The following is a 19,372-nucleotide window of genomic DNA, read 5'->3' on the forward strand; positions in this document are numbered from 1 at the left end:
CCCCCCCCCCCCCCCCCCCCCCCCCCCCCCCCCCCCCCCCCCCCCCCCCCCCCCCCCCCCCCCGGCTCCTACAGGGGCGTTGAATCAGATCGAACTTGTTGCGACGGGTTTGCCTCCTAACTGATAAGCCCATTGCCCCGGCACGCCCATGGACCTTGTCATCGCCCGCCCCGAAGGCCTCTACTGCCCCGTCGGTGATTTCTACATCGACCCCTGGCGACCCGTCGAACGCTCGGTCATCACCCACGCCCACGGCGATCACGCCCGCACCGGCAATCAACACTACCTGGCCGCTGCACCGGGCGAAGGCATCCTGCGTTCGCGCCTGGGGCAGGACATCAACCTGCAAACCCTGGCCTACGGCGAACCCTTGGTGCATCACGGCGTGACCTTGAGCTTTCACCCCGCCGGCCACGTGCTCGGTTCAGCCCAGGTGCGCCTGGAATACAGGGGCGAAGTGTGGGTCGCGTCCGGCGACTACAAGGTAGAGCCCGATGGAACGTGCGCGCCGTTCGAGCCAGTGCGCTGCCACACCTTTATTACCGAGTCGACCTTTGGCCTGCCGATCTACCGCTGGCAGCCTCAAGCGCACATCTTCGCCGGGATCAACGACTGGTGGCAGGCGAATATCGCGGCCGGCAAGGCCAGCGTGTTGTTCTGTTATTCCTTCGGCAAAGCCCAGCGCATCCTGCATGGCATCGACGCCAGCATCGGCCCGATCCTCAGCCATGGCGCGGTCGAACCGCTGAATCGGGTGTACCGCGAAGCCGGGGTGTATATCCCCGAAACCCTCTACGCCGGTGATTTCAAGAAGACTGACCCGCTGCTGCGCCAGGCCCTGATCATCGCCCCGCCCTCAGCCGGTGGCAGCAGCTGGATCAAGCGCTTCGGCGATTACAGCGACGCGTTTGCCAGCGGCTGGATGCGCCTGCGTGGTACGCGGCGGCGCCGCGGCGTGGACCGCGGTTTTGTGCTTTCAGACCACGCCGATTGGCCGGGCCTGCTGTGGGCCATTGAGCAGACCGGCGCCGAGCGCGTAATGGTCACCCACGGTTCTGTCGGCGTACTGGTGCGCCACCTGCGGGAAAAAGGCCTGGATGCTCAAGGTTTCACCACCGAATACGGCGATGACGAAGAAGAGGCCACGGCATGAAAGCCTTCGCCGAGCTGTACGCCAACCTCGACGCCACCACCTCCAGCAATGCCAAGCTGGCGGCCTTGCAAACCTATTTTCGGCACGCGCCGCCCGCCGATGCGGCATGGGCGGTGTACTTCTTGTCTGGTGGGCGGCCTCGGCAACTGGTGCCCACGCGCCTGCTGCGGGACATGGCCACTGCAGCGTCAGGCATCGAGCCTTGGTTATTTGAAGAAAGCTACCAATCGGTGGGTGACCTGGCCGAAACCATTTCGCTGCTGTTGCCAGAATCGCCCTATACCTCTGAAGACGGCCTGGCGGTGTGGCTGGAAGAAAAACTCCTGCCCTTGAGAGGCTTGCCACCCGGGGACTTGACCGAACGCCTGCCCGCGTTATGGGCACAACTGGATCAACCCAGCCTGATGGTGTGCATCAAGTTGATCACCGGCAGTTTTCGCGTGGGCGTGTCCAAGTTGCTCGTCACCCGGGCTCTCGCTGCCATGGCTGACCTGGACAGCAAACGCGTGGCCCAGCGGCTGGTGGGCTACACCGATTTATCCAACCGTCCGACAGCAGAGGGTTACCTCAAGCTGATCGCGGCTGAATCTTCGGACGAGCACGCGCAAAGAGGCGGGCAGCCCTATCCGTTTTTTCTCGCCCATGGTTTGTCGCAACCGCTGGAACAATTCGACGCCCTGCTCGGTTCGCCCGCCGACTGGCAGGTGGAGTGGAAGTGGGACGGTATCCGCGCGCAACTGGTCAAGCGTGAGGGGCGCTTGTGGATCTGGTCGCGAGGTGAAGAACTGGTTACCGAGCGTTTTCCTGAACTGCACAGCCTGGTAAGTGGTTTGCCGGACGGCACGGTGATCGACGGTGAAATTGTGGTGTGGAAGGACGCGGTGCAACCCTTCGCCCTGCTGCAACAGCGCATTGGTCGCAAGACTCTGAGCAAAAAGGTGCTCGACGAGGCGCCCGTCGTGGTCCTCGCCTACGACCTGTTGGAGTATCAGGGCGACGACTGGCGCAACCATACCCAGGCTGAGCGCCGCGCCCAACTCGAACAGGTGATTACCCTGTGTAACCAGCCCGTGTTGCTCGCCTCGCCACTGCTGACAGGCACGAGCTGGGAAGCGCTGGCGAAACAACGCGAAGCCTCTCGCAGCCTTGGTGTGGAAGGCATGATGCTCAAGGCACGCGACGGCCTCTATGGTGTGGGTCGCACCAAGGACATGGGCGTCTGGTGGAAATGGAAGGTCGACCCGTTCAGCGTCGATGCCGTATTGATCTACGCCCAGCGCGGCCACGGCCGGCGCGCCAGCCTGTACAGCGACTACACCTTTGCCGTGTGGGACGGCCCGCCCGGCAGCGAGCGCACGTTGGTGCCGTTCGCCAAAGCGTATTCAGGGCTCACCGACGAAGAGATGCGCAAAGTCGACGCGATTGTGCGCAAGACCACGGTGGAGAAGTTCGGCCCGGTCAGCAGCGTAACGCCGAGCATGGTATTTGAGCTGGGGTTTGAGGGGATTGCCTTGTCGAAGCGGCACAAAAGCGGGATTGCGGTGCGGTTCCCACGGATGTTGCGGTGGCGGCAGGATAAGACGGTGGAAGACGCCGACAACCTTGCCACCCTGCAAGATCTCCTGACCTGACATCTCCCTGGCAAACACTGCAAATCAATGTGGGAGCCGGGCTTGCCCGCGATAGCGGTGGATCAGACAGAGCGATGTAGCTGACCCATCGCTATCGCAGGCAAGCCAGCTCCCACATTTTGATCAATGCCAGGATCCAAAATAGTGCACTGAAAAACCAATGCCCATTTTCGGGCATCTCCTACACTCAAAACGCCCTCGTCTCACCTTTTAAAACGCTCATTCGGAACTATGGTGCAGAAATTGCTACTTGAGATCCGTCTGACACCGTTCAGTAACAGTCCTAAACGCGCCACAAGCGCTTATCTTGGTTTCCAGGGATTACATAATGAAAAAAGCATTGCTGACCCTTTCTGCACTGGCTCTGTGCATGGCTGCAGGTGTTGCGACAGCCAAGGAATACAAGGAATTGCGTTTTGGTGTCGATCCGTCCTACGCGCCGTTCGAGTCCAAGGCCGCTGATGGCAGCCTGGTGGGCTTCGATATCGACCTGGGCAATGCGATCTGCGCCGAGCTGAAGGTCAAGTGCAAGTGGGTTGAAAGTGACTTCGACGGCATGATTCCGGGCCTCAACGCCAACAAGTTCGACGGCGTGATCTCCTCGATGACCGTGACCGAAGCCCGTGAAAAGGCGATCGACTTCTCCAGCGAGCTGTTCTCCGGCCCGACGTCCCTGGTGTTCAAAAAAGGCGCGAACTACTCCACGCCTGAGTCCCTCAAGGGCAAATCCGTGGGCTACGAGCAAGGCACCATCCAGGAAGCCTACGCCAAGGCCGTGCTGGACAAAGCCGGTGTGACCACTAAGGCCTACGCCAACCAGGACCAGGTGTACGCCGACCTGACCTCGGGCCGTCTGGACGCTTCCGTGCAGGACATGTTGCAAGCCGAGCTGGGTTTCCTGAAGTCGCCAGCCGGTGCTGACTACGAAGTCAGCAAGGCCATCGACGACCCACTGCTGCCGTCCAAAACTGCGGTCGGTATCAAAAAAGGTAACAAAGAGCTCAAGGCCTTGCTGGATAAAGGTATCAAAGCGTTACACGATGATGGCACCTACGCCACCATCCAGAAGAAACACTTCGGCGACCTGAACCTGTACAGCGGTAAATAACACCCCGGCGCCCACCTGTTTCAGGTGGGCGCTTTTTTATCGCCATAGGTCCTGAATTCATGTTTGAAGATCTTTTACAAACCCTGGGGCTGAGTGCCTTCAGCTTGAAAGGGTTCGGCCCACTGTTGCTGCAAGGTACGTGGATGACCGTGAAGTTGTCGGTCGCCTCCCTGGCTGTCAGCGTCTTGCTGGGCCTGCTCGGCGCCAGCGCCAAACTCTCCAGCGTCGCCCTGTTGCGCGTTCCGGCGCAGATCTACACCACCCTGATTCGCGGCATACCCGACCTGGTGCTGATGCTGCTGATTTTCTACAGCCTGCAGATCTGGCTGACCGGCCTCACCGACTTCATGGAATGGGAGTACATCGAGATCGACCCATTCAGCGCCGGGGTCATTACCCTGGGCTTTATCTACGGTGCTTATTTCACCGAGACCTTTCGCGGCGCGATCCTCGCGGTGCCCCGTGGCCAGCTTGAAGCGGCGACCGCCTACGGGCTCACCCGTGGCCAGCGGTTTCGCTTCGTAACCTTCCCGCAGATGATGCGCTTTGCCCTGCCCGGCATTAACAACAACTGGTGCGTGATGCTCAAGGCCACGGCGCTGGTGTCGATCATCGGCCTGGCAGACCTGGTAAAGGCCGCCCAGGATGCGGGCAAAAGCACCTATCAACTGTTCTATTTCCTGGTGCTCGCCGCCTTGATCTACCTGCTGATCACCAGCGCGTCCAACGTCGTACTGCGCTGGCTTGAGCGCCGTTACTCCGCTGGGGCCCGGGAGGCCGTGCGATGATCGAACTTATCCAGCAATACTGGCGGCCCTTCCTGTATAGCGACGGCCAGCACATCACCGGGCTGGCCATGACCCTGTGGCTGCTCAGCGCGGCCTTGGTCATCGGTTTCGTGGTGTCGATCCCGCTGTCCATCGCCCGGGTTTCGCGCAAGCGCTACATCCGCTGGCCGGTGCAGTTCTACACCTACCTGTTTCGCGGCACACCGCTCTATATCCAGTTGCTGATCTGCTACACCGGCATCTACAGCATCGCGGCGGTGCGTGCGCAACCGGTGCTGGACGCGTTCTTTCGCGATGCGATGAACTGCACCATCCTGGCCTTTGCCCTCAACACGTGCGCCTACACCACGGAGATCTTCGCGGGTGCGATTCGCAGCATGGCCCACGGCGAAGTCGAGGCGGCCAAGGCCTATGGCCTGACCGGCTGGAAGCTGTATGCCTACGTGATCATGCCCTCGGCGTTACGCCGTTCGTTGCCCTACTACAGCAACGAAGTGATCCTGATGCTTCACTCAACCACCGTGGCCTTTACCGCGACCGTGCCCGACATTCTCAAAGTGGCCCGGGACGCCAACTCGGCCACGTACATGACCTTTCAATCATTCGGCATCGCTGCGCTGATCTACCTGACCGTGACCTTTGCCCTGGTCGGTCTGTTTCGCCTGGCGGAGCGCCGTTGGCTGGCCTTCCTCGGGCCGAGCCACTAAGGAGTCTTCATGCGTCATCAGGTACATGATCTGATCGCGCCGGTGCCAGGTACGGCGCGGCAGATTCACAGTTTCCACTTCGGCCCGGAAGCAGCCGCTGGCAAGGTCTACATCCAATCGTCGCTGCACGCCGATGAGCTACCGGGCATGCTGGTGACCTGGCACTTGAAAGTACGCCTGGCCGAGTTGGCCGCCGCCGGGCGCCTGCGCAGTGAAATCGTGCTGGTGCCCGTCGCCAACCCGGTGGGCCTGGAACAGGTGCTGATGGATATTCCGCTGGGCCGCTACGAGTTGGAAAGCGGGCAGAACTTCAACCGCTGGTTCGTGGACCTCAGCGACGAAGTCGGCAACAGGGTCGAGGACCTGCTGGGGGACGATCCCCAGCACAACGTCGACCTGATCCGCGCCGCGCTGTCCACTGCCTTGGCAGCACACACCGCCGACACCCAGCTGCATTCCCAACGCCTGGTGCTGCAACGCCTGGCCTGCGATGCCGACATGGTGCTGGACCTGCATTGTGATTTCGAAGCCGTGGCACACCTGTACACCACGCCTGAAGCCTGGCCGCAGGTGGAACCGCTGGCGCGCTATATCGGCTCGGAAGCCAACCTGCTCGCCACCGATTCGGGCGGGCAGTCCTTCGATGAGTGTTTCACCCTGGTGTGGTGGCAACTGCAGCAACGCTTCGACGGGCGGTTCCCAATCCCCATGGACAGCTTTTCGGTGACCGTCGAGCTGCGCGGCCAAGGTGACGTCAATCACGGCCTGGCCGCCCTCGACTGCCAGGCGATCATCGACTACCTGATCCACTTCGGCGCGATTGCCGGTGACGTGGCGCCACTGCCCGACCTGCCCTACCCGGCCACGCCGTTGGCGGGGGTGGAACCGGTGGCCACTCCTGTCGGCGGTTTGCTGGTGTTCAGCGCCCTGCCCGGCGAATACCTGGAAGCCGGGCAACTGATCGCCGAAATCATCGACCCCATTACTGACCGCGTAACGCCTGTGCACTGCCAGAAGGCCGGCCTGCTTTACGCCCGTTCGCTACGGCGCATGGCCACTGCCGGGATGGTCATCAGCCATGTCGCTGGCAGCGAGGCCTACCGCAGCGGCTACCTACTTTCGCCTTGAGGATGCACGCCCCATGTACAAATTGACCGTTGAAGGCCTGCATAAAAGCTATGGCGACAATGAAGTGCTCAAAGGTGTCTCACTCAAAGCCAAGACCGGTGACGTGATCAGCCTGATCGGCGCCAGCGGCTCGGGCAAAAGCACTTTTTTGCGCTGCATCAACTTCCTGGAAACCCCCAATGACGGCGCGATGACCCTCGACGGCCAGCCGATCCGAATGGTCAGCGACCGCCACGGCATGCGCGTGGCCGACGATGCCGAACTGCAACGCCTGCGCACGCGCCTGGCGATGGTGTTTCAACACTTCAACCTGTGGAGCCACATGAGCGTGCTGGAAAACATCACCATGGCCCCGCGCCGGGTGCTGGGCTGCAGCAAGAAGGACGCCGAAGACCGCGCCCGCCGTTACCTCGACAAGGTGGGCCTGCCGGCACGCGTGGCCGACCAGTACCCGGCATTCCTGTCCGGTGGCCAGCAGCAACGGGTAGCCATCGCCCGCGCGCTGGCCATGGAACCGGAGGTGATGCTGTTCGACGAACCCACCTCGGCCCTTGACCCGGAACTGGTGGGTGAAGTGTTGAAGGTCATCCAGGGCCTGGCCGAGGAAGGCCGCACCATGATCATGGTGACCCACGAGATGAGCTTTGCGCGCAAGGTGTCGAGCCAGGTGCTGTTCTTGCACAAGGGCCTGGTTGAGGAACAAGGCGCGCCTGAGGATGTATTGGGCAATCCGAAGAGCGAGCGCCTGCAACAGTTCTTGAGCGGTAACTTGAAGTAAACCTTTGCTGCGCCTGGAGGGTCTTTGAAAGAGAGCCTCCAGAGCGTCAGCCGCCGAATGGCAAAACCCGTCGACTTCGCCAAAAAATGGTTTGCCGCCAAAGGCTGGAAACCGTTCGCCTTCCAGAAAGCCGTGTGGGCAGCGGTGAAGGACGGTCAGTCCGGTTTGCTGCATGCCAGCACCGGCGCGGGTAAAACCTACGCGCTGTGGTTTGCGGCCCTCAATCGTTTCGCCATCATTCGCCCGCCTGTCACCGCAAAGCGTAAACCGCCTGCCGAGCCTTTGACTGTGCTGTGGATCACGCCGATGCGTGCGCTGGCCGCCGACACCGCGCGCGCCCTTGAGGCGCCATTGCAGGCGCTGCAGATTCCGTGGAGCGTCGGCCTGCGTACCGGCGACACCAGCAGCAGCGAGCGCGCGCGCCAGACCCGCCGCCAGCCCACCGCACTGGTCACCACCCCGGAAAGCCTGACGCTGATGCTCGCCCGCGCCGACAGCGAGGCGAGCCTTGGGCACCTGCGCATGGTCATCGTGGATGAATGGCACGAACTGATCGGGAATAAGCGCGGCGTGCAACTGCAACTGGCGTTGGCCAGGATGCGGCGCTGGCACCCTGAGCTGATGGTGTGGGGGATCTCGGCAACCTTGGGTAATCAGTCCCACGCCTTTGAGGTATTGGTCCCGCAAGGCAACGGAATCAATGTGCAGGGGCAAACCGCCAAGCAGTTAATCGTCGATACCCTGGTGCCCCCAGTGACCGAGCGTTTTCCGTGGGCCGGACATCTGGGTTTGAAGATGCTGCCGCAAGTGGTCGCCGAGGTGGACGCCAACACCAGTTGCCTGGTGTTTACCAACACCCGTGCGCAATCCGAGATCTGGTATCAAGCGCTGCTGGAGGCGCGGCCGGATTGGGCGGGGCTGATCGCGTTGCATCACGGTTCGCTGTCCCGGGAAACCCGCGACTGGGTCGAACGGGCATTGAAAGAAGGCCAGCTCAAGGCCGTGGTGTGCACCTCCAGCCTGGACCTGGGGGTGGATTTCCTACCGGTGGAGCGGGTGCTGCAAATTGGCTCGGCCAAGGGCGTGGCGCGCCTGATGCAACGCGCCGGGCGTTCGGGGCATGCGCCGGGGCGCCCCTCGCGGGTGACGCTGGTGCCGACCCATAGCCTGGAGTTGGTGGAGGCCGCCGCGGCCCAGGACGCCATTGCCCGGCGGCATATCGAAGCCCGGGAATCCCCCCACAAGCCGTTGGACGTACTCGTACAACATCTGGTGAGTATGGCTTTGGGAGGCGGTTTTACGCCGGATGCACTTTTGGCTGAAGTTCGCGGCGCCTGGGCGTATCGCGATCTCACCGACGCCGATTGGGCCTGGGCCCTGGGGTTTGTGCGCCATGGAGGCCTGTCGCTGACGGCCTACCCGGATTACCGCCGCGTCGAGCCGGATGAGCACGGCATCTGGCGCGTCCCGGATGCACGCCTGGCACGTCGGCATCGCATGAGCGTGGGCACGATTGTCAGCGATGCCAGTATCCACCTGAAGTTCTGGAGCAAGGGCGGCGGCGGCAAAAACCTGGGGAGTGTCGAGGAGGGCTTTATTGCACGGCTAAAACCGGGGGATGGCTTTCTGTTCGGCGGGCGCCTATTGGAATTGGTGCGGGTGGAAAACATGACCGCGTACGTAAAGCGCAGCACTGCGAAAAAGGCCGCCGTGCCGCGCTGGAATGGCGGGCGAATGCCGCTTTCCAATGAGTTGGCGCAGGCGGTGGTGGAACGCTTTGACGCTGCTGCACACGGGCACTTCGATGGCCCGGAAATGCAGGCAGTGCAACCCTTGTTGCAAACACAGTTGCGCTGGTCCGGGCTACCGACACGCAAGCATTTATTGGCCGAGGCCCTGAAGTCTCGTGAGGGGTGGCACCTGTTTCTCTACCCCTTCGCCGGTCGGCAGGTGCACCTGGGGCTGGCGAGCCTGTTGGCGTGGCGGGTCAGCCGTGATCAAGCAGTCACTTTCTCGATCGCGGTCAACGATTACGGGATGGAATTATTGAGCGCCACAGAAGTGCAATGGCCGACCTTGCTGAACGAGGCGTTGTTGAGCCCCGACACGCTGTTGGAAGACGTCGTTGCCAGCCTGAACGCGGGAGAACTGGCCCTGCGGCGCTTTCGCGAGATAGCACGCATTGCCGGGCTGGTATTCGCCGGCTACCCCGGCGCGCCGAAAAGTACGAGGCAGGTACAGGCTTCCAGCGGGTTGTTCTTTGAGGTGTTCAAGCAATATGACCCGCAGAACCTGCTGCTGGCCCAGGCGGGGGAAGAAGTCTTGCGTGATGAATTGGATATTCGCCGGCTGGAACAGACGTTACGTCACCTGTCGACACTGAAATTGGACATGCATCTGATCGAACGTCCCACGCCCCTGGCCTTCCCACTGCTGGTGGAGCGGATGCGCGAAAGCATGAGTTCGGAAAAACTCTCGGAACGCATCGCACGGATGGTCAGGGACCTTGAAAAAGTCGCGGACAACGGGAAGCGTTGATGGCCTGTTCAGTCATGCTTGAGGGTGAAGAACTGTGGCTGCTGGCAGACAAGGCGGTTTATTGGCCCGCTCGCCGCTGCCTGCTGATCGCAGACGTGCACTTTGGCAAGGCCTCGGCCTATCGCCGCCTGGGGCAGCCGGTGCCCCAAGGCACCACCACGGAAAACCTGGCGGTGCTGGATCGGCTTCTGGCGGCTTTTGCGTGCGAGCAGGTAATTTTTCTCGGCGACTTCCTGCACGGTCCGGGCTCCCATGCATCGGGCACCCTGGGCGCGTTGAGGGCGTGGCGAGCGCAAAACGCCTCGCTGTCCCTGGTGCTGGTCCGCGGTAATCACGACAAACGTGCTGGCGACCCGCCCATCGATTTGAACATCGAGGTGGTTGCAGAGCCGTTGCTGATGGGACCATTTGCCCTGCAGCATGAACCTCAGGCCCATCTCAGCCACCACGTGCTGGCGGGGCATGTGCACCCGGTGTATCGCTTGCGCGGTAAAGGCCGGCAGAGCTTGCGCCTGCCGTGCTTTCAGATCGGCAAACGCGTGAGCTTGCTGCCAGCGTTTGGTGCCTTTACGGGCGGTTATTCAGTGGAATCGAACGACGATCAGCAGGTATTCGTGATCGGCGATGCAGAGGTATGGCCGGTACGCTGAAGAACCGGCCATGTCTGCTGCACACCTCAATCAGGCGACAGGTGCGGGTGGCGGCTCATCAGGAAGGGTGGGCTCACCGGGCTCGGTGGGCTGCTGTGGCCAGTCTTCATCGGGCTGGCCGGGAATGCCGCCCGCAAACGCTGGGTCAGCCATCAGGGACCAGGCCAGAACGCCAATCTGGTTGGGTTCAAGCCGGGCGAGTTCGGCGCTTATTCGCGGGTCGAGCTTCATAAAGTACTCCTCAAGCGTGGCTCGGCGCGTTTTGCACGCGCCGAGGCAGTACACCCAATAGAGTCACTTCCCGCAGACAAATTCCCTTTGCGTGTAAGACCTTTCGATCAAGCGCGTGGGAGAGTAACGCCGCGCTGGCCCTGGTACTTACCGCCACGGTCTTTATAGGACACTTCACAGGCCTCGTCGGACTGCAGGAACAGCATCTGTGCCACGCCTTCGTTGGCGTAGATCTTCGCCGGCAGCGTGGTGGTGTTGGAGAACTCCAGGGTCACGTGCCCTTCCCACTCAGGCTCAAGCGGTGTCACGTTGACGATGATGCCGCAACGCGCGTAGGTGCTTTTACCCAGGCAAATGGTCAGCACGTCGCGGGGGATACGGAAGAACTCCACGGTGCGTGCCAGGGCGAAGGAGTTGGGCGGGATGATGCACACGTCGCTCTTGATGTCGACGAAGCTCTTTTCGTCGAAGTTTTTCGGATCGACGGTCGCCGAGTTGATGTTGGTGAACACCTTGAACTCATCGGCGCAACGCACGTCGTAGCCGTAGCTGGAAACCCCGTACGAAATCAGGCGTTCGGCGCCTTCACCGCGCATCTGGCGCTCTACGAAGGGCTCGATCATGCCGTGCTCTTGCGCCATGCGGCGAATCCACTTGTCCGATTTGATGCTCATGGCGGGTGTCCTGAATAGCGAGGTGGAAAAATTCTGTGGGGCATCTTACCGGGGCCGGCCCCGGGGTTCAAAGGCCATGGGGCTTTTCTTGACGAATGCACAGGCTGCTGTAAGCCGCGGCCAGCGGGGCCGGGACCTGCGTTGCAGGCGGCCGGTGACCGTAAATACCACCGCCAGTCACGAAAATAGAGAAACCTTCGGAAATATCATTGGCACGTCCCGGAAAAAGGGTTAAGGTGGCGCCACTGTGCTGCTTGTGTCACTGAGAATCTCTACACGATATGTTGAATTTCGATCCAACCATCTCCAAGAATTTTTCCTGCTCTTTGCACTCAGTCTCGGCCAGGGCTTTTCCTGAGTCGCAGTTAACTTTGTCCAAGGAGATACACCATGTCTAATCGCCAAACTGGTACCGTTAAGTGGTTCAACGATGAAAAAGGCTTCGGCTTCATCACTCCACAATCCGGTGACGACCTGTTCGTTCACTTCAAAGCTATCCAATCCGACGGCTTCAAAAGCCTGAAAGAAGGCCAACAGGTTTCTTTCATCGCTACCCGCGGTCAGAAAGGCATGCAAGCTGAAGAAGTTCAAGTTATCTAACTTGTACTGACTTAGTCGAAAAGACCCCGCCCTTAAAAGCGGGGTTTTTTTATGCCTGCCATTCGGCGCTACACCTTCCCTCTTAGGAGCCCGGCTTGCTGGCGATAGCGATCTCAGAGCCGCCATCGCCGGCAAGCCGGGCTCCTACAGGGGAGGTGCTTGCTATGAATGATCAGCACACAGCAAAACGCCCGGTGCACTCCCATACACCGGGCGTTTTGCTATAGCCGTCCTGATCGTTACTGGAACAACGACTCACTCGACAAGCCATTCTTCTCGAGGATCTCACGCAAGCGCTTGAGGCCCTCTACCTGGATCTGACGCACCCGCTCGCGGGTCAGGCCGATCTCCAGGCCTACATCCTCCAGGGTGCTGCTCTCATGGCCGCGCAGACCGAAGCGGCGAATCACCACCTCACGCTGTTTGTCCGTAAGCTCCGACAGCCACTGGTCAATGCTTTGGGAAAGATCATCGTCCTGCAACAGCTCGCAAGGATCTGTAGGGCGATCATCCGTCAGGGTGTCCAGCAGGGTTTTATCCGAATCCGGACCCAGCGAGACATCGACCGAAGACACACGCTCGTTCAGGCCGAGCATGCGCTTGACCTCACCTACCGGTTTCTCCAGCAGGTTGGCGATTTCTTCGGGCGAAGGTTCATGATCGAGTTTTTGGGTAAGCTCACGCGCTGCCCGCAGGTAGACGTTGAGCTCCTTGACCACATGGATCGGCAACCGGATCGTACGGGTCTGATTCATGATCGCCCGTTCGATGGTCTGGCGAATCCACCAGGTGGCATAGGTTGAAAAGCGGAAGCCCCGCTCAGGGTCAAACTTCTCCACCGCCCGGATCAGGCCCAGGTTGCCTTCCTCGATCAGGTCCAACAGGGAGAGCCCACGATTGACATAACGTCGGGCGATTTTCACCACCAGGCGCAGGTTGCTTTCAATCATGCGCTTGCGCCCAGCCGGATCGCCCTTTTGCGACAAGCGCGCAAAATGGACTTCTTCTTCGGGAGTCAGCAGAGGGGAAAAGCCGATTTCATTGAGGTACAGCTGGGTCGCGTCGAGCGCCCGTGTGTAATCAATGTACTTGTGTTGCTTTAACGCGGTGGAGTTCTTGGATTTGGTGCGAACTGAAGGTGCAGCAGCCCCCTCATTATTCGACATCGATTCCGTATCGATGGGTTCTCCCATAAGGAGAAGCTCATCGTCGATGTCAAACTCCGGCGCTTCTTTACTGAGAGCCATTGTTATAGTCCTTTGGTGAGTTCGACCTCAAGCTCAAGCGACGCCTTTATCCTTGGCAACGCTGGAGCCTGTTCCTTCTACGTGAGGGAACAGGCTGTGCAACACATCAACGACGGGGCAGGAATTGCAGCGGATCTACAGGTTTTCCTTGGCGGCGAATCTCAAAGTGCAGTTTCACCCGGTCTGTACCAGTTGACCCCATTTCGGCAATTGTCTGTCCGACTTTGACCTGCTGCCCCTCCCGAACCAACAGCCTACGGTTGTGGCCGTAAGCACTGACGTAGGTTTCGCTGTGCTTGATGATGACCAGCTCGCCGTAGCCCCGTAAACCACTCCCGGCGTACACCACTGTCCCATCAGACGCAGCTAAAACAGGCTGTCCCAAATCTCCGGCGATATCAATGCCTTTATTCAAACTACCGTTTGAAGAGAATTTTCCAATCAATACACCGTTCGAAGGCCATCCCCAACCGGTCGGCGCAGGGCCTGGAGGCGGCAACGGCGCGGGTGCCGGCTTGGTCGCAACCGCAGGCGCGGCGGTGCCTGCAGGCCGGGTAATGACGGTGGTTCGGCTCGAAGACGACGGCGAAGATCCGGTGTTTGTCACAACTCGCGTAGGCGTTGAACCCGTGCGCCCGTCAAAGCGAATGACCTGACCTATTTGTATCGTATAGGGCACAGGAATATTGTTACGAGCTGCGAGCGCCTTGTAATCCCAACCGTATCGGAAGGCGATCGAGAACAGCGTGTCCCCCTTTCGTACCACATATTGCCCGGTGGTGACCGTCGGCTTTTGAGGTACGGCACTGGCGTTGTTGCGGTCGACAACCCGCGCGCCGCTGGAGGGAGAGCTGGAGCAGCCCGCCAACAAGGAACTCAAGACAAGGCCAAGCACCAGTCGCTGAAAGCTTGTTTTACTCATACGCTGCGCAAGACCTGTGAGACTCACCCGCCGCTCCCTTTATGGTGGCTGAACATGAATGCCTGTATCAGGCTTGAAATATGACGCAAGTATAACTGGGCATTGGTTTTTTACCGGCACACGACCGAAACGAAAAATTCATCGTGTTTAAAGCCAACAACAGATCATGTTGACTTCATGAACCCCGCTGTAAGACACATCCCCACCAGCAGAATTCACTGCCCGCGCACAAATGATCAGGCCAGCGGGCCGTTGAGCAACGGCACAAAGCGCACGGCACCCAGCACATGCCGTGAAAAACCTTCGTCCTCACGGATAATGAGCATCAATTGTTGCACTTCGCCGGAGCCCACGGGGATCACCAGCCGACCGCCTGGGGCCAGTTGATCGAGCAGTGCCTGGGGAACATCGGTCGCCACGGCGGTGACAATGATGCCGTTGTACGGCGCGAGTGCCGGCCAGCCTTCCCAGCCATCTCCCCAGCGGAACACCACGTTGCGCAGATTCAGCTCCACCAGGCGTTCCTTGGCGCGGTCCTGCAGGACCTTGATGCGCTCCACCGAGAACACCCGCTCCACCAACTGCGAAAGCACGGCGGTCTGGTAACCCGAACCGGTGCCGATCTCCAGCACCTTGTCCAACGGCCCCGCCGCCAGCAGCAACTCGCTCATGCGCGCCACCATATAAGGCTGGGAGATGGTCTGGTTGTGGCCGATCGGCAACGCGGTGTCTTCGTAGGCGCGGTGCGCCAGGGCTTCATCGACAAACAAGTGCCGTGGCGTGCGCCGGATCACTTCCAGCACCTGCGCATTGGACAGGCCTTCTTCATACAGGCGCTGGATCAAACGCTCGCGGGTGCGCTGGGAGGTCATCCCGATGCCACGGCGCAGCAGGTCATCCTGTTCACGAGCCATCAGCGCAGCCTCTCCAGCCAGCCATCGAGACGACTGAAGGCATCACTGAAGGTGCGATCAAGTTGCAGCGGGGTAATCGAAACATAACCTTGCATCACCGCATGAAAGTCCGTGCCGGGGCCACCGTCTTCGGCATCGCCCGCTGCGGCAATCCAATAGCCTTCCTTGCCACGCGGGTCGACCACCTTCAACGGTGCCGCCGCACGGGCACGATGGCCCAGGCGCGTGAGCTGGATACCGCGGATGTGGTCGAGCGGCAGGTTGGGAATATTGACGTTGAGCACAGTACGCGGCGGCAGGTCCAGCGAACCGTGGGCCTCTACCAGCTTGCGCGCGAAATAGGCGGCAGTGGGCAGGTTATCCAGTTGCCGCGAGGCAAAGGAAAAGGCAAACGAGGTCCGGCCAAGAAAGCGCCCTTCAAGGGCCGCCGCCACCGTGCCGGAATACAGCACGTCATCGCCCAGGTTGGCGCCGAGGTTGATCCCCGACACTACCAGGTCCGGCTCACGGTCCAGCAGGCTGTTGATTGCCAGGTGCACACAGTCGGTGGGCGTGCCGTTCACACTGATAAAGCCATTGGCCAGGACTTGCGGGTGCAGCGGACGGTCGAGCGTCAGCGAACTGCTGGCGCCGCTCTTGTCCTGGTCCGGGGCGACCACCACGCACTCGGCGTAATCCTGCAGCGCAGCATAGAGCGCAGCAAGGCCGGGTGCGGTGGCACCGTCATCGTTTGATATCAGAATACGCATGGGTTGTCCGTCTGCCCCACCGGCACCAGATCAACAAGCTCGCGCACCAAGACAGTGGCGAAGCATCCGGCCGGCAGGACGAATTCCAATTGCAGAATGTCCAGCGACGGATAATGCCACGTCAACCCGCCAATGGGCAGTCGCAGAATGCGACGTTCCTGGCTCATGCCCGCCTTCACCAGCCAATCGCGCAAGTCCGCTTCACCGGCGGCGACCGACTGCTCCAGTTCAAAGGTTGCGCCCGTGGCCGGTGAATCACCTTCGCCCCACTGCGGCCCGGTGGGGTGCAGGTCGAGAATCGCCAGGCGCGGGTCGCTGCATTCAGCCTCCCCGGCCGGGAAGAAACTGCGGCTGTCGGTGAACGCCAGCAGATCGCCGACTTGCGCACGCTGCCAGGAGCCATCGGCCACCCGCGCCGCCAACACTTTGTTGAACAGGTAACTGCGCGCCGTGGACAGCAGGCGCGAACGCACATTGCGCTGCTCTGGCAAGGCTTTGCGCGCCGCCCACTCGCGGGCATCCACCACATTGCCACCGTTGTGGCCGAAGCGCTGGGCGCCGAAATAATTGGGAATGCCGTGTTGCGCAATCAGTTGCAACCGCGCATCGATGGCGGCGGTGTCACCGGCCAGCTGGGTCAGGCGCAGGGTGAAACCATTGGCCGAATGCGCGCCGCGTTGCAGCTTGCGTTTGTGACGCACGATTTTCAGGATCTTGAGCGTGTCGTTTTCTGCACCGCTCATGTCCGGGTCGGCCTTGCCGGGCAGCTGCACGCTGAACCACTGGCGGGTCAGCGCCTGGCGATCCTTGAGCCCGGCATAGCTGACCGTGCGCAACGGCACGCCCGCCGCCTTGGCGATACGCCGCGCAGCCTCTTCGGTATTGAGCCCGCGCTTCTCCACCCACAGCCAGAGGTGCTCGCCGTCGCCGGTCAGCGGGATGTCCAGCACTTCGTCGACCTGAAAATCTTCAGCCGTGGCTTTGAGTACCGCGCTGCCCAAGGCCTCGCCATAGGCCCGCGGGCCCAGCAGTTGCAGGTCATTCATGCGCGCAGCAACAAGGCAACGGAGTGCACCGCGATGCCCTCTTCACGACCGGTAAACCCGAGCTTTTCGGTGGTGGTGGCTTTCACGTTCACTTGATCCAGTTCAATTTGCAGGTCTGCGGCGATCAGCGTACGCATCGACTCGATATGCGGCGCCATTTTCGGTGCCTGGGCCACGATGGTGTTGTCGACGTTGCCGACCTTCCAGCCCTTGGCGTGGATCAGGCCGACCACGTGACGCAACAGCACACGGCTGTCCGCGCCCTTGAAGGTCGGGTCGGTGTCCGGAAAATGCTTGCCGATGTCACCCAACGCCGCAGCGCCGAGCAAGGCATCGCTCAAGGCATGCAACACGACATCGCCGTCGGAATGAGCCAGCAACCCATGGTGATGTGCAATGCGCACGCCACCCAAGGTGATGAAATCGCCGTCGGCGAAACGGTGCACATCATAGCCGTGACCAATACGCATAAAAAAACGCCCCGATTTAATTCAGGGCGTGATTCTACCTACTTTTGCCTGACATTAACCGAGCAAAGCACGTCCGTGATGACGCAAATGATCGTCAATGAAGCTGGCGATAAAGAAGTAACTGTGGTCATAGCCGGGTTGCAGGCGCAGTTCCAGCGGATGGTTGGCCGCCTTGGCCGCTTGCTGCAGGGCTTCGGGCTTGAGCTGGACTGCGAGGAAATCGTCACGGTCGCCCTGATCCACCAGCAGTGGCAGTTTTTCCGAGGCTTCGCTGATCAGCACGCAGGCGTCCCATTCGCGCCACTTGGAGCGCTCTTCGCCCAAATAACGCGAGAAGGCCTTCTGGCCCCACGGGCAATCCATCGGGTTGTTGATCGGCGAGAACGCTGACACCGATTGGTAACGCCCGGGGTTGCGCAGTGCACACACCAGCGCGCCATGGCCACCCATGGAATGGCCACTGATGCCACGCTTGTCCGAAGCCGGGAAATGCGCTTCAACCAGTGCCGGCAATTCCTGCACCACGTAGTCATGCATCCGATAGTGCTTGGCCCAAGGCTCCTGCGTGGCATTCAGATAGAAGCCCGCGCCAAGGCCGAAATCCCAGGCGTTGTCCGGGTCGCCCGGCACACCGGGGCCACGGGGGCTGGTGTCCGGTGCCACGATGATCAACCCCAGTTCGGCCGCCATGCGCTGGGCGCCGGCCTTCTGCATGAAGTTCTCGTCGGTGCAGGTGAGACCGGACAGCCAGTACAACACCGGCAGCTTGCCGCCCTGCTCCGCTTGCGGCGGCAGGTAGACGGCGAAGGTCATGTCACAACCCAACACATCGGAATGATGCTTGTAGCGTTTATGCCAGCCGCCGAAGCTTTTCTGGCACGACAGGTTTTCCAGACTCATGGCCGACCTCAGAAGTGGATGACGGTACGAATGCTCTTGCCTTCATGCATCAGGTCAAACGCTTTGTTGATGTCTTCCAGGCCCATGGTGTGGGTGATGAAGGTGTCCAGCGGGATCTCGCCGGTCTGGGCCATTTCCACGTAGCTTGGCAATTCGCTGCGGCCGCGCACACCGCCGAACGCCGAACCACGCCAGACGCGCCCGGTGACCAATTGGAATGGGCGGGTAGCGATTTCCTGGCCTGCACCGGCCACGCCGATGATCACCGACTCGCCCCAGCCTTTGTGGCAGCACTCTAGGGCGGCGCGCATCAGTTGCACGTTGCCGATGCATTCGAAGGAGAAGTCCACGCCGCCGTCAGTCAGGTCGACGATCACATCCTGAATCGGGCGATCGTAGTCTTTCGGGTTGATGCAATCGGTAGCGCCCAGTTGCTTGGCGATTTCGAACTTGGCTGGGTTGATATCGATGGCAATGATGCGACCAGCCTTGGCCTTCACCGCGCCGATGACCGCCGACAAACCGATACCGCCCAGGCCGAAGATGGCCACGGTGTCACCCGGCTTGACCTTGGCGGTGTTGATCACCGCACCGATGCCGGTGGTGACGCCGCAACCCAGCAGGCAGACCTTTTCCAGCGGCGCTTCTTTAGGAATCTTGGCCACGGAAATTTCCGGTAGCACGGTGTACTCGGAGAAGGTCGAGGTGCCCATGTAGTGGAAAATCGGCTGGCCCTTGTAGGAGAAACGCGTGGTGCCGTCCGGCATCAGGCCCTTGCCCTGGGTGGAACGAATGGCCTGGCACAGGTTGGTCTTGCCCGACAGGCAGAATTTGCACTTGCCGCATTCCGGGGTGTACAGCGGGATCACGTGGTCGCCCACGGCCACCGAGGTCACGCCCTCGCCAATTGCCTCTACTACCGCGCCGCCTTCGTGACCGAGGATCGACGGGAAGATACCTTCCGGGTCTGCGCCCGACAGGGTGTAGGCGTCGGTATGGCAGACACCGGAGGCGACCACGCGCAACAGCACCTCACCGGCCTTGGGCATGGCCACATCCACTTCCACGATCTCGAGGGGCTTCTTGGCTTCGAAGGCTACGGCGGCGCGGGACTTGATCATCCGGGTTTCTCCAGGGG

The 19,372-nt window shown here is 60.9% G+C and carries 20 protein-coding genes; 10 read left to right on the forward strand and 10 right to left on the reverse strand.

What is annotated here, in order from left to right; genetic code table 11:
• The first annotated feature begins 148 nt into the window (after positions 1-148).
• From AC07SU_RS21595 to pdeM, 9 genes are all read left to right on the forward strand, one after another.
• Positions 149-1,153 carry a ligase-associated DNA damage response exonuclease gene (locus AC07SU_RS21595; RefSeq protein WP_494998183.1) on the forward strand — a complete coding sequence of 335 codons (1,005 nt, stop codon included), beginning with the start codon at positions 149-151 and terminating at the stop codon, positions 1,151-1,153.
• Positions 1,150-2,784: an ATP-dependent DNA ligase gene (locus AC07SU_RS21600; RefSeq protein ID WP_494998184.1), complete on the forward strand. Its 1,635-nt coding sequence runs from the start codon at positions 1,150-1,152 to the stop codon at positions 2,782-2,784. The genes AC07SU_RS21595 and AC07SU_RS21600 overlap by 4 nt, the downstream gene beginning before the upstream one ends.
• 328 nt (positions 2,785-3,112) lie before the next feature.
• Positions 3,113-3,892, forward strand: a complete 780-nt coding sequence (locus AC07SU_RS21605) for a transporter substrate-binding domain-containing protein (protein WP_176994717.1) — start codon at positions 3,113-3,115, stop codon at positions 3,890-3,892.
• 59 nt (positions 3,893-3,951) lie between these two features.
• Positions 3,952-4,680, forward strand: coding sequence for an ABC transporter permease (locus tag AC07SU_RS21610; protein WP_176994716.1), 729 nt, complete (start codon positions 3,952-3,954; stop codon positions 4,678-4,680).
• Positions 4,677-5,387 (forward strand): ABC transporter permease, encoded by a 711-nt coding sequence (locus AC07SU_RS21615; protein WP_176994715.1) that lies wholly within the window; start codon positions 4,677-4,679, stop codon positions 5,385-5,387. The genes AC07SU_RS21610 and AC07SU_RS21615 overlap by 4 nt, the downstream gene beginning before the upstream one ends.
• Before the next feature lie 9 nt (positions 5,388-5,396).
• Positions 5,397-6,515: a succinylglutamate desuccinylase/aspartoacylase family protein gene (locus AC07SU_RS21620; RefSeq protein WP_494998185.1), complete on the forward strand. Its 1,119-nt coding sequence runs from the start codon at positions 5,397-5,399 to the stop codon at positions 6,513-6,515.
• A 13-nt stretch (positions 6,516-6,528) separates the two neighbouring features.
• A complete protein-coding gene (locus AC07SU_RS21625; protein ID WP_012722621.1) occupies positions 6,529-7,293 on the forward strand; it encodes an ABC transporter ATP-binding protein in 765 nt (254 codons plus the stop codon).
• Positions 7,294-7,350: 57 nt separating this feature from the next.
• Positions 7,351-9,831, forward strand: a complete 2,481-nt coding sequence (locus AC07SU_RS21630; protein WP_494998223.1) for a ligase-associated DNA damage response DEXH box helicase — start codon at positions 7,351-7,353, stop codon at positions 9,829-9,831.
• Positions 9,831-10,481: a ligase-associated DNA damage response endonuclease PdeM gene (gene pdeM / locus AC07SU_RS21635; protein WP_176994713.1), complete on the forward strand. Its 651-nt coding sequence runs from the start codon at positions 9,831-9,833 to the stop codon at positions 10,479-10,481. The genes AC07SU_RS21630 and pdeM overlap by 1 nt, the downstream gene beginning before the upstream one ends.
• A gap of 30 nt (positions 10,482-10,511) precedes the next feature.
• On the opposite strand, the gene AC07SU_RS21640 is transcribed toward pdeM, so the two are convergent.
• A complete protein-coding gene (locus AC07SU_RS21640) occupies positions 10,512-10,712 on the reverse strand; it encodes a hypothetical protein (protein ID WP_176994712.1) in 201 nt (66 codons plus the stop codon).
• Positions 10,713-10,819: 107 nt separating this feature from the next.
• Positions 10,820-11,386, reverse strand: a complete 567-nt coding sequence (gene dcd, locus AC07SU_RS21645; RefSeq protein ID WP_016973172.1) for a dCTP deaminase — start codon at positions 11,384-11,386, stop codon at positions 10,820-10,822.
• A gap of 390 nt (positions 11,387-11,776) precedes the next feature.
• Between dcd and AC07SU_RS21650 the strand changes: the two genes are divergently transcribed.
• Positions 11,777-11,986, forward strand: a complete 210-nt coding sequence (locus AC07SU_RS21650; protein ID WP_002554837.1) for a cold-shock protein — start codon at positions 11,777-11,779, stop codon at positions 11,984-11,986.
• 239 nt (positions 11,987-12,225) lie between these two features.
• Here the strand turns inward: AC07SU_RS21650 and rpoS are convergent, their stop codons facing one another.
• From rpoS to AC07SU_RS21690, 8 genes are all read right to left on the reverse strand, one after another.
• Entirely contained in the window at positions 12,226-13,233 is a 1,008-nt protein-coding gene (gene rpoS, locus AC07SU_RS21655) for an RNA polymerase sigma factor RpoS (protein ID WP_176994711.1), read from the reverse strand.
• Between the two features lie 106 nt (positions 13,234-13,339).
• Positions 13,340-14,182 (reverse strand): peptidoglycan DD-metalloendopeptidase family protein, encoded by an 843-nt coding sequence (locus tag AC07SU_RS21660; RefSeq protein ID WP_494998186.1) that lies wholly within the window; start codon positions 14,180-14,182, stop codon positions 13,340-13,342.
• Positions 14,183-14,391: 209 nt separating this feature from the next.
• On the reverse strand, positions 14,392-15,027 hold the full coding sequence (locus tag AC07SU_RS21665) for a protein-L-isoaspartate(D-aspartate) O-methyltransferase (protein WP_169850588.1): 636 nt from the start codon (positions 15,025-15,027) through the stop codon (positions 14,392-14,394).
• A 41-nt stretch (positions 15,028-15,068) separates the two neighbouring features.
• Positions 15,069-15,818 carry a 5'/3'-nucleotidase SurE gene (gene surE, locus AC07SU_RS21670; RefSeq protein WP_494998187.1) on the reverse strand — a complete coding sequence of 250 codons (750 nt, stop codon included), beginning with the start codon at positions 15,816-15,818 and terminating at the stop codon, positions 15,069-15,071.
• On the reverse strand, positions 15,806-16,864 hold the full coding sequence (gene truD, locus AC07SU_RS21675; RefSeq protein WP_494998188.1) for a tRNA pseudouridine(13) synthase TruD: 1,059 nt from the start codon (positions 16,862-16,864) through the stop codon (positions 15,806-15,808). The genes surE and truD overlap by 13 nt, the downstream gene beginning before the upstream one ends.
• Positions 16,861-17,334 carry a 2-C-methyl-D-erythritol 2,4-cyclodiphosphate synthase gene (ispF, locus tag AC07SU_RS21680; protein WP_176994707.1) on the reverse strand — a complete coding sequence of 158 codons (474 nt, stop codon included), beginning with the start codon at positions 17,332-17,334 and terminating at the stop codon, positions 16,861-16,863. Before ispF ends, truD begins: the two co-directional genes overlap by 4 nt.
• A 54-nt stretch (positions 17,335-17,388) precedes the next feature.
• A complete protein-coding gene (gene fghA / locus AC07SU_RS21685) occupies positions 17,389-18,234 on the reverse strand; it encodes an S-formylglutathione hydrolase (protein WP_176994706.1) in 846 nt (281 codons plus the stop codon).
• Positions 18,235-18,242: 8 nt separating this feature from the next.
• Positions 18,243-19,355 carry an S-(hydroxymethyl)glutathione dehydrogenase/class III alcohol dehydrogenase gene (locus AC07SU_RS21690; protein ID WP_010212435.1) on the reverse strand — a complete coding sequence of 371 codons (1,113 nt, stop codon included), beginning with the start codon at positions 19,353-19,355 and terminating at the stop codon, positions 18,243-18,245.
• Between the last annotated feature and the right edge of the window lie 17 nt (positions 19,356-19,372).

It is taken from the genome of Pseudomonas sp. GW821-FHT05H12, assembly GCF_059419385.1.

What these genes read in the sequence shown, in the direction of transcription:
- AC07SU_RS21595 (WP_494998183.1), top strand. Translation starts at nt 149, where the DNA reads ATGGACCTTGTCATCGCCCGCCCCGAAGGCCTCTACTGCCCCGTCGGT.
- AC07SU_RS21600 (WP_494998184.1), top strand. Translation starts at nt 1,150, where the DNA reads ATGAAAGCCTTCGCCGAGCTGTACGCCAACCTCGACGCCACCACCTCC.
- AC07SU_RS21605 (WP_176994717.1), top strand. Translation starts at nt 3,113, where the DNA reads ATGAAAAAAGCATTGCTGACCCTTTCTGCACTGGCTCTGTGCATGGCT.
- AC07SU_RS21610 (WP_176994716.1), top strand. Translation starts at nt 3,952, where the DNA reads ATGTTTGAAGATCTTTTACAAACCCTGGGGCTGAGTGCCTTCAGCTTG.
- AC07SU_RS21615 (WP_176994715.1), top strand. Translation starts at nt 4,677, where the DNA reads ATGATCGAACTTATCCAGCAATACTGGCGGCCCTTCCTGTATAGCGAC.
- AC07SU_RS21620 (WP_494998185.1), top strand. Translation starts at nt 5,397, where the DNA reads ATGCGTCATCAGGTACATGATCTGATCGCGCCGGTGCCAGGTACGGCG.
- AC07SU_RS21625 (WP_012722621.1), top strand. Translation starts at nt 6,529, where the DNA reads ATGTACAAATTGACCGTTGAAGGCCTGCATAAAAGCTATGGCGACAAT.
- AC07SU_RS21630 (WP_494998223.1), top strand. Translation starts at nt 7,351, where the DNA reads ATGGCAAAACCCGTCGACTTCGCCAAAAAATGGTTTGCCGCCAAAGGC.
- pdeM (WP_176994713.1), top strand. Translation starts at nt 9,831, where the DNA reads ATGGCCTGTTCAGTCATGCTTGAGGGTGAAGAACTGTGGCTGCTGGCA.
- AC07SU_RS21640 (WP_176994712.1), bottom strand. Translation starts at nt 10,712, where the DNA reads ATGAAGCTCGACCCGCGAATAAGCGCCGAACTCGCCCGGCTTGAACCC.
- dcd (WP_016973172.1), bottom strand. Translation starts at nt 11,386, where the DNA reads ATGAGCATCAAATCGGACAAGTGGATTCGCCGCATGGCGCAAGAGCAC.
- AC07SU_RS21650 (WP_002554837.1), top strand. Translation starts at nt 11,777, where the DNA reads ATGTCTAATCGCCAAACTGGTACCGTTAAGTGGTTCAACGATGAAAAA.
- rpoS (WP_176994711.1), bottom strand. Translation starts at nt 13,233, where the DNA reads ATGGCTCTCAGTAAAGAAGCGCCGGAGTTTGACATCGACGATGAGCTT.
- AC07SU_RS21665 (WP_169850588.1), bottom strand. Translation starts at nt 15,027, where the DNA reads ATGACCTCCCAGCGCACCCGCGAGCGTTTGATCCAGCGCCTGTATGAA.
- surE (WP_494998187.1), bottom strand. Translation starts at nt 15,818, where the DNA reads ATGCGTATTCTGATATCAAACGATGACGGTGCCACCGCACCCGGCCTT.
- truD (WP_494998188.1), bottom strand. Translation starts at nt 16,864, where the DNA reads ATGAATGACCTGCAACTGCTGGGCCCGCGGGCCTATGGCGAGGCCTTG.
- ispF (WP_176994707.1), bottom strand. Translation starts at nt 17,334, where the DNA reads ATGCGTATTGGTCACGGCTATGATGTGCACCGTTTCGCCGACGGCGAT.
- fghA (WP_176994706.1), bottom strand. Translation starts at nt 18,234, where the DNA reads ATGAGTCTGGAAAACCTGTCGTGCCAGAAAAGCTTCGGCGGCTGGCAT.
- AC07SU_RS21690 (WP_010212435.1), bottom strand. Translation starts at nt 19,355, where the DNA reads ATGATCAAGTCCCGCGCCGCCGTAGCCTTCGAAGCCAAGAAGCCCCTC.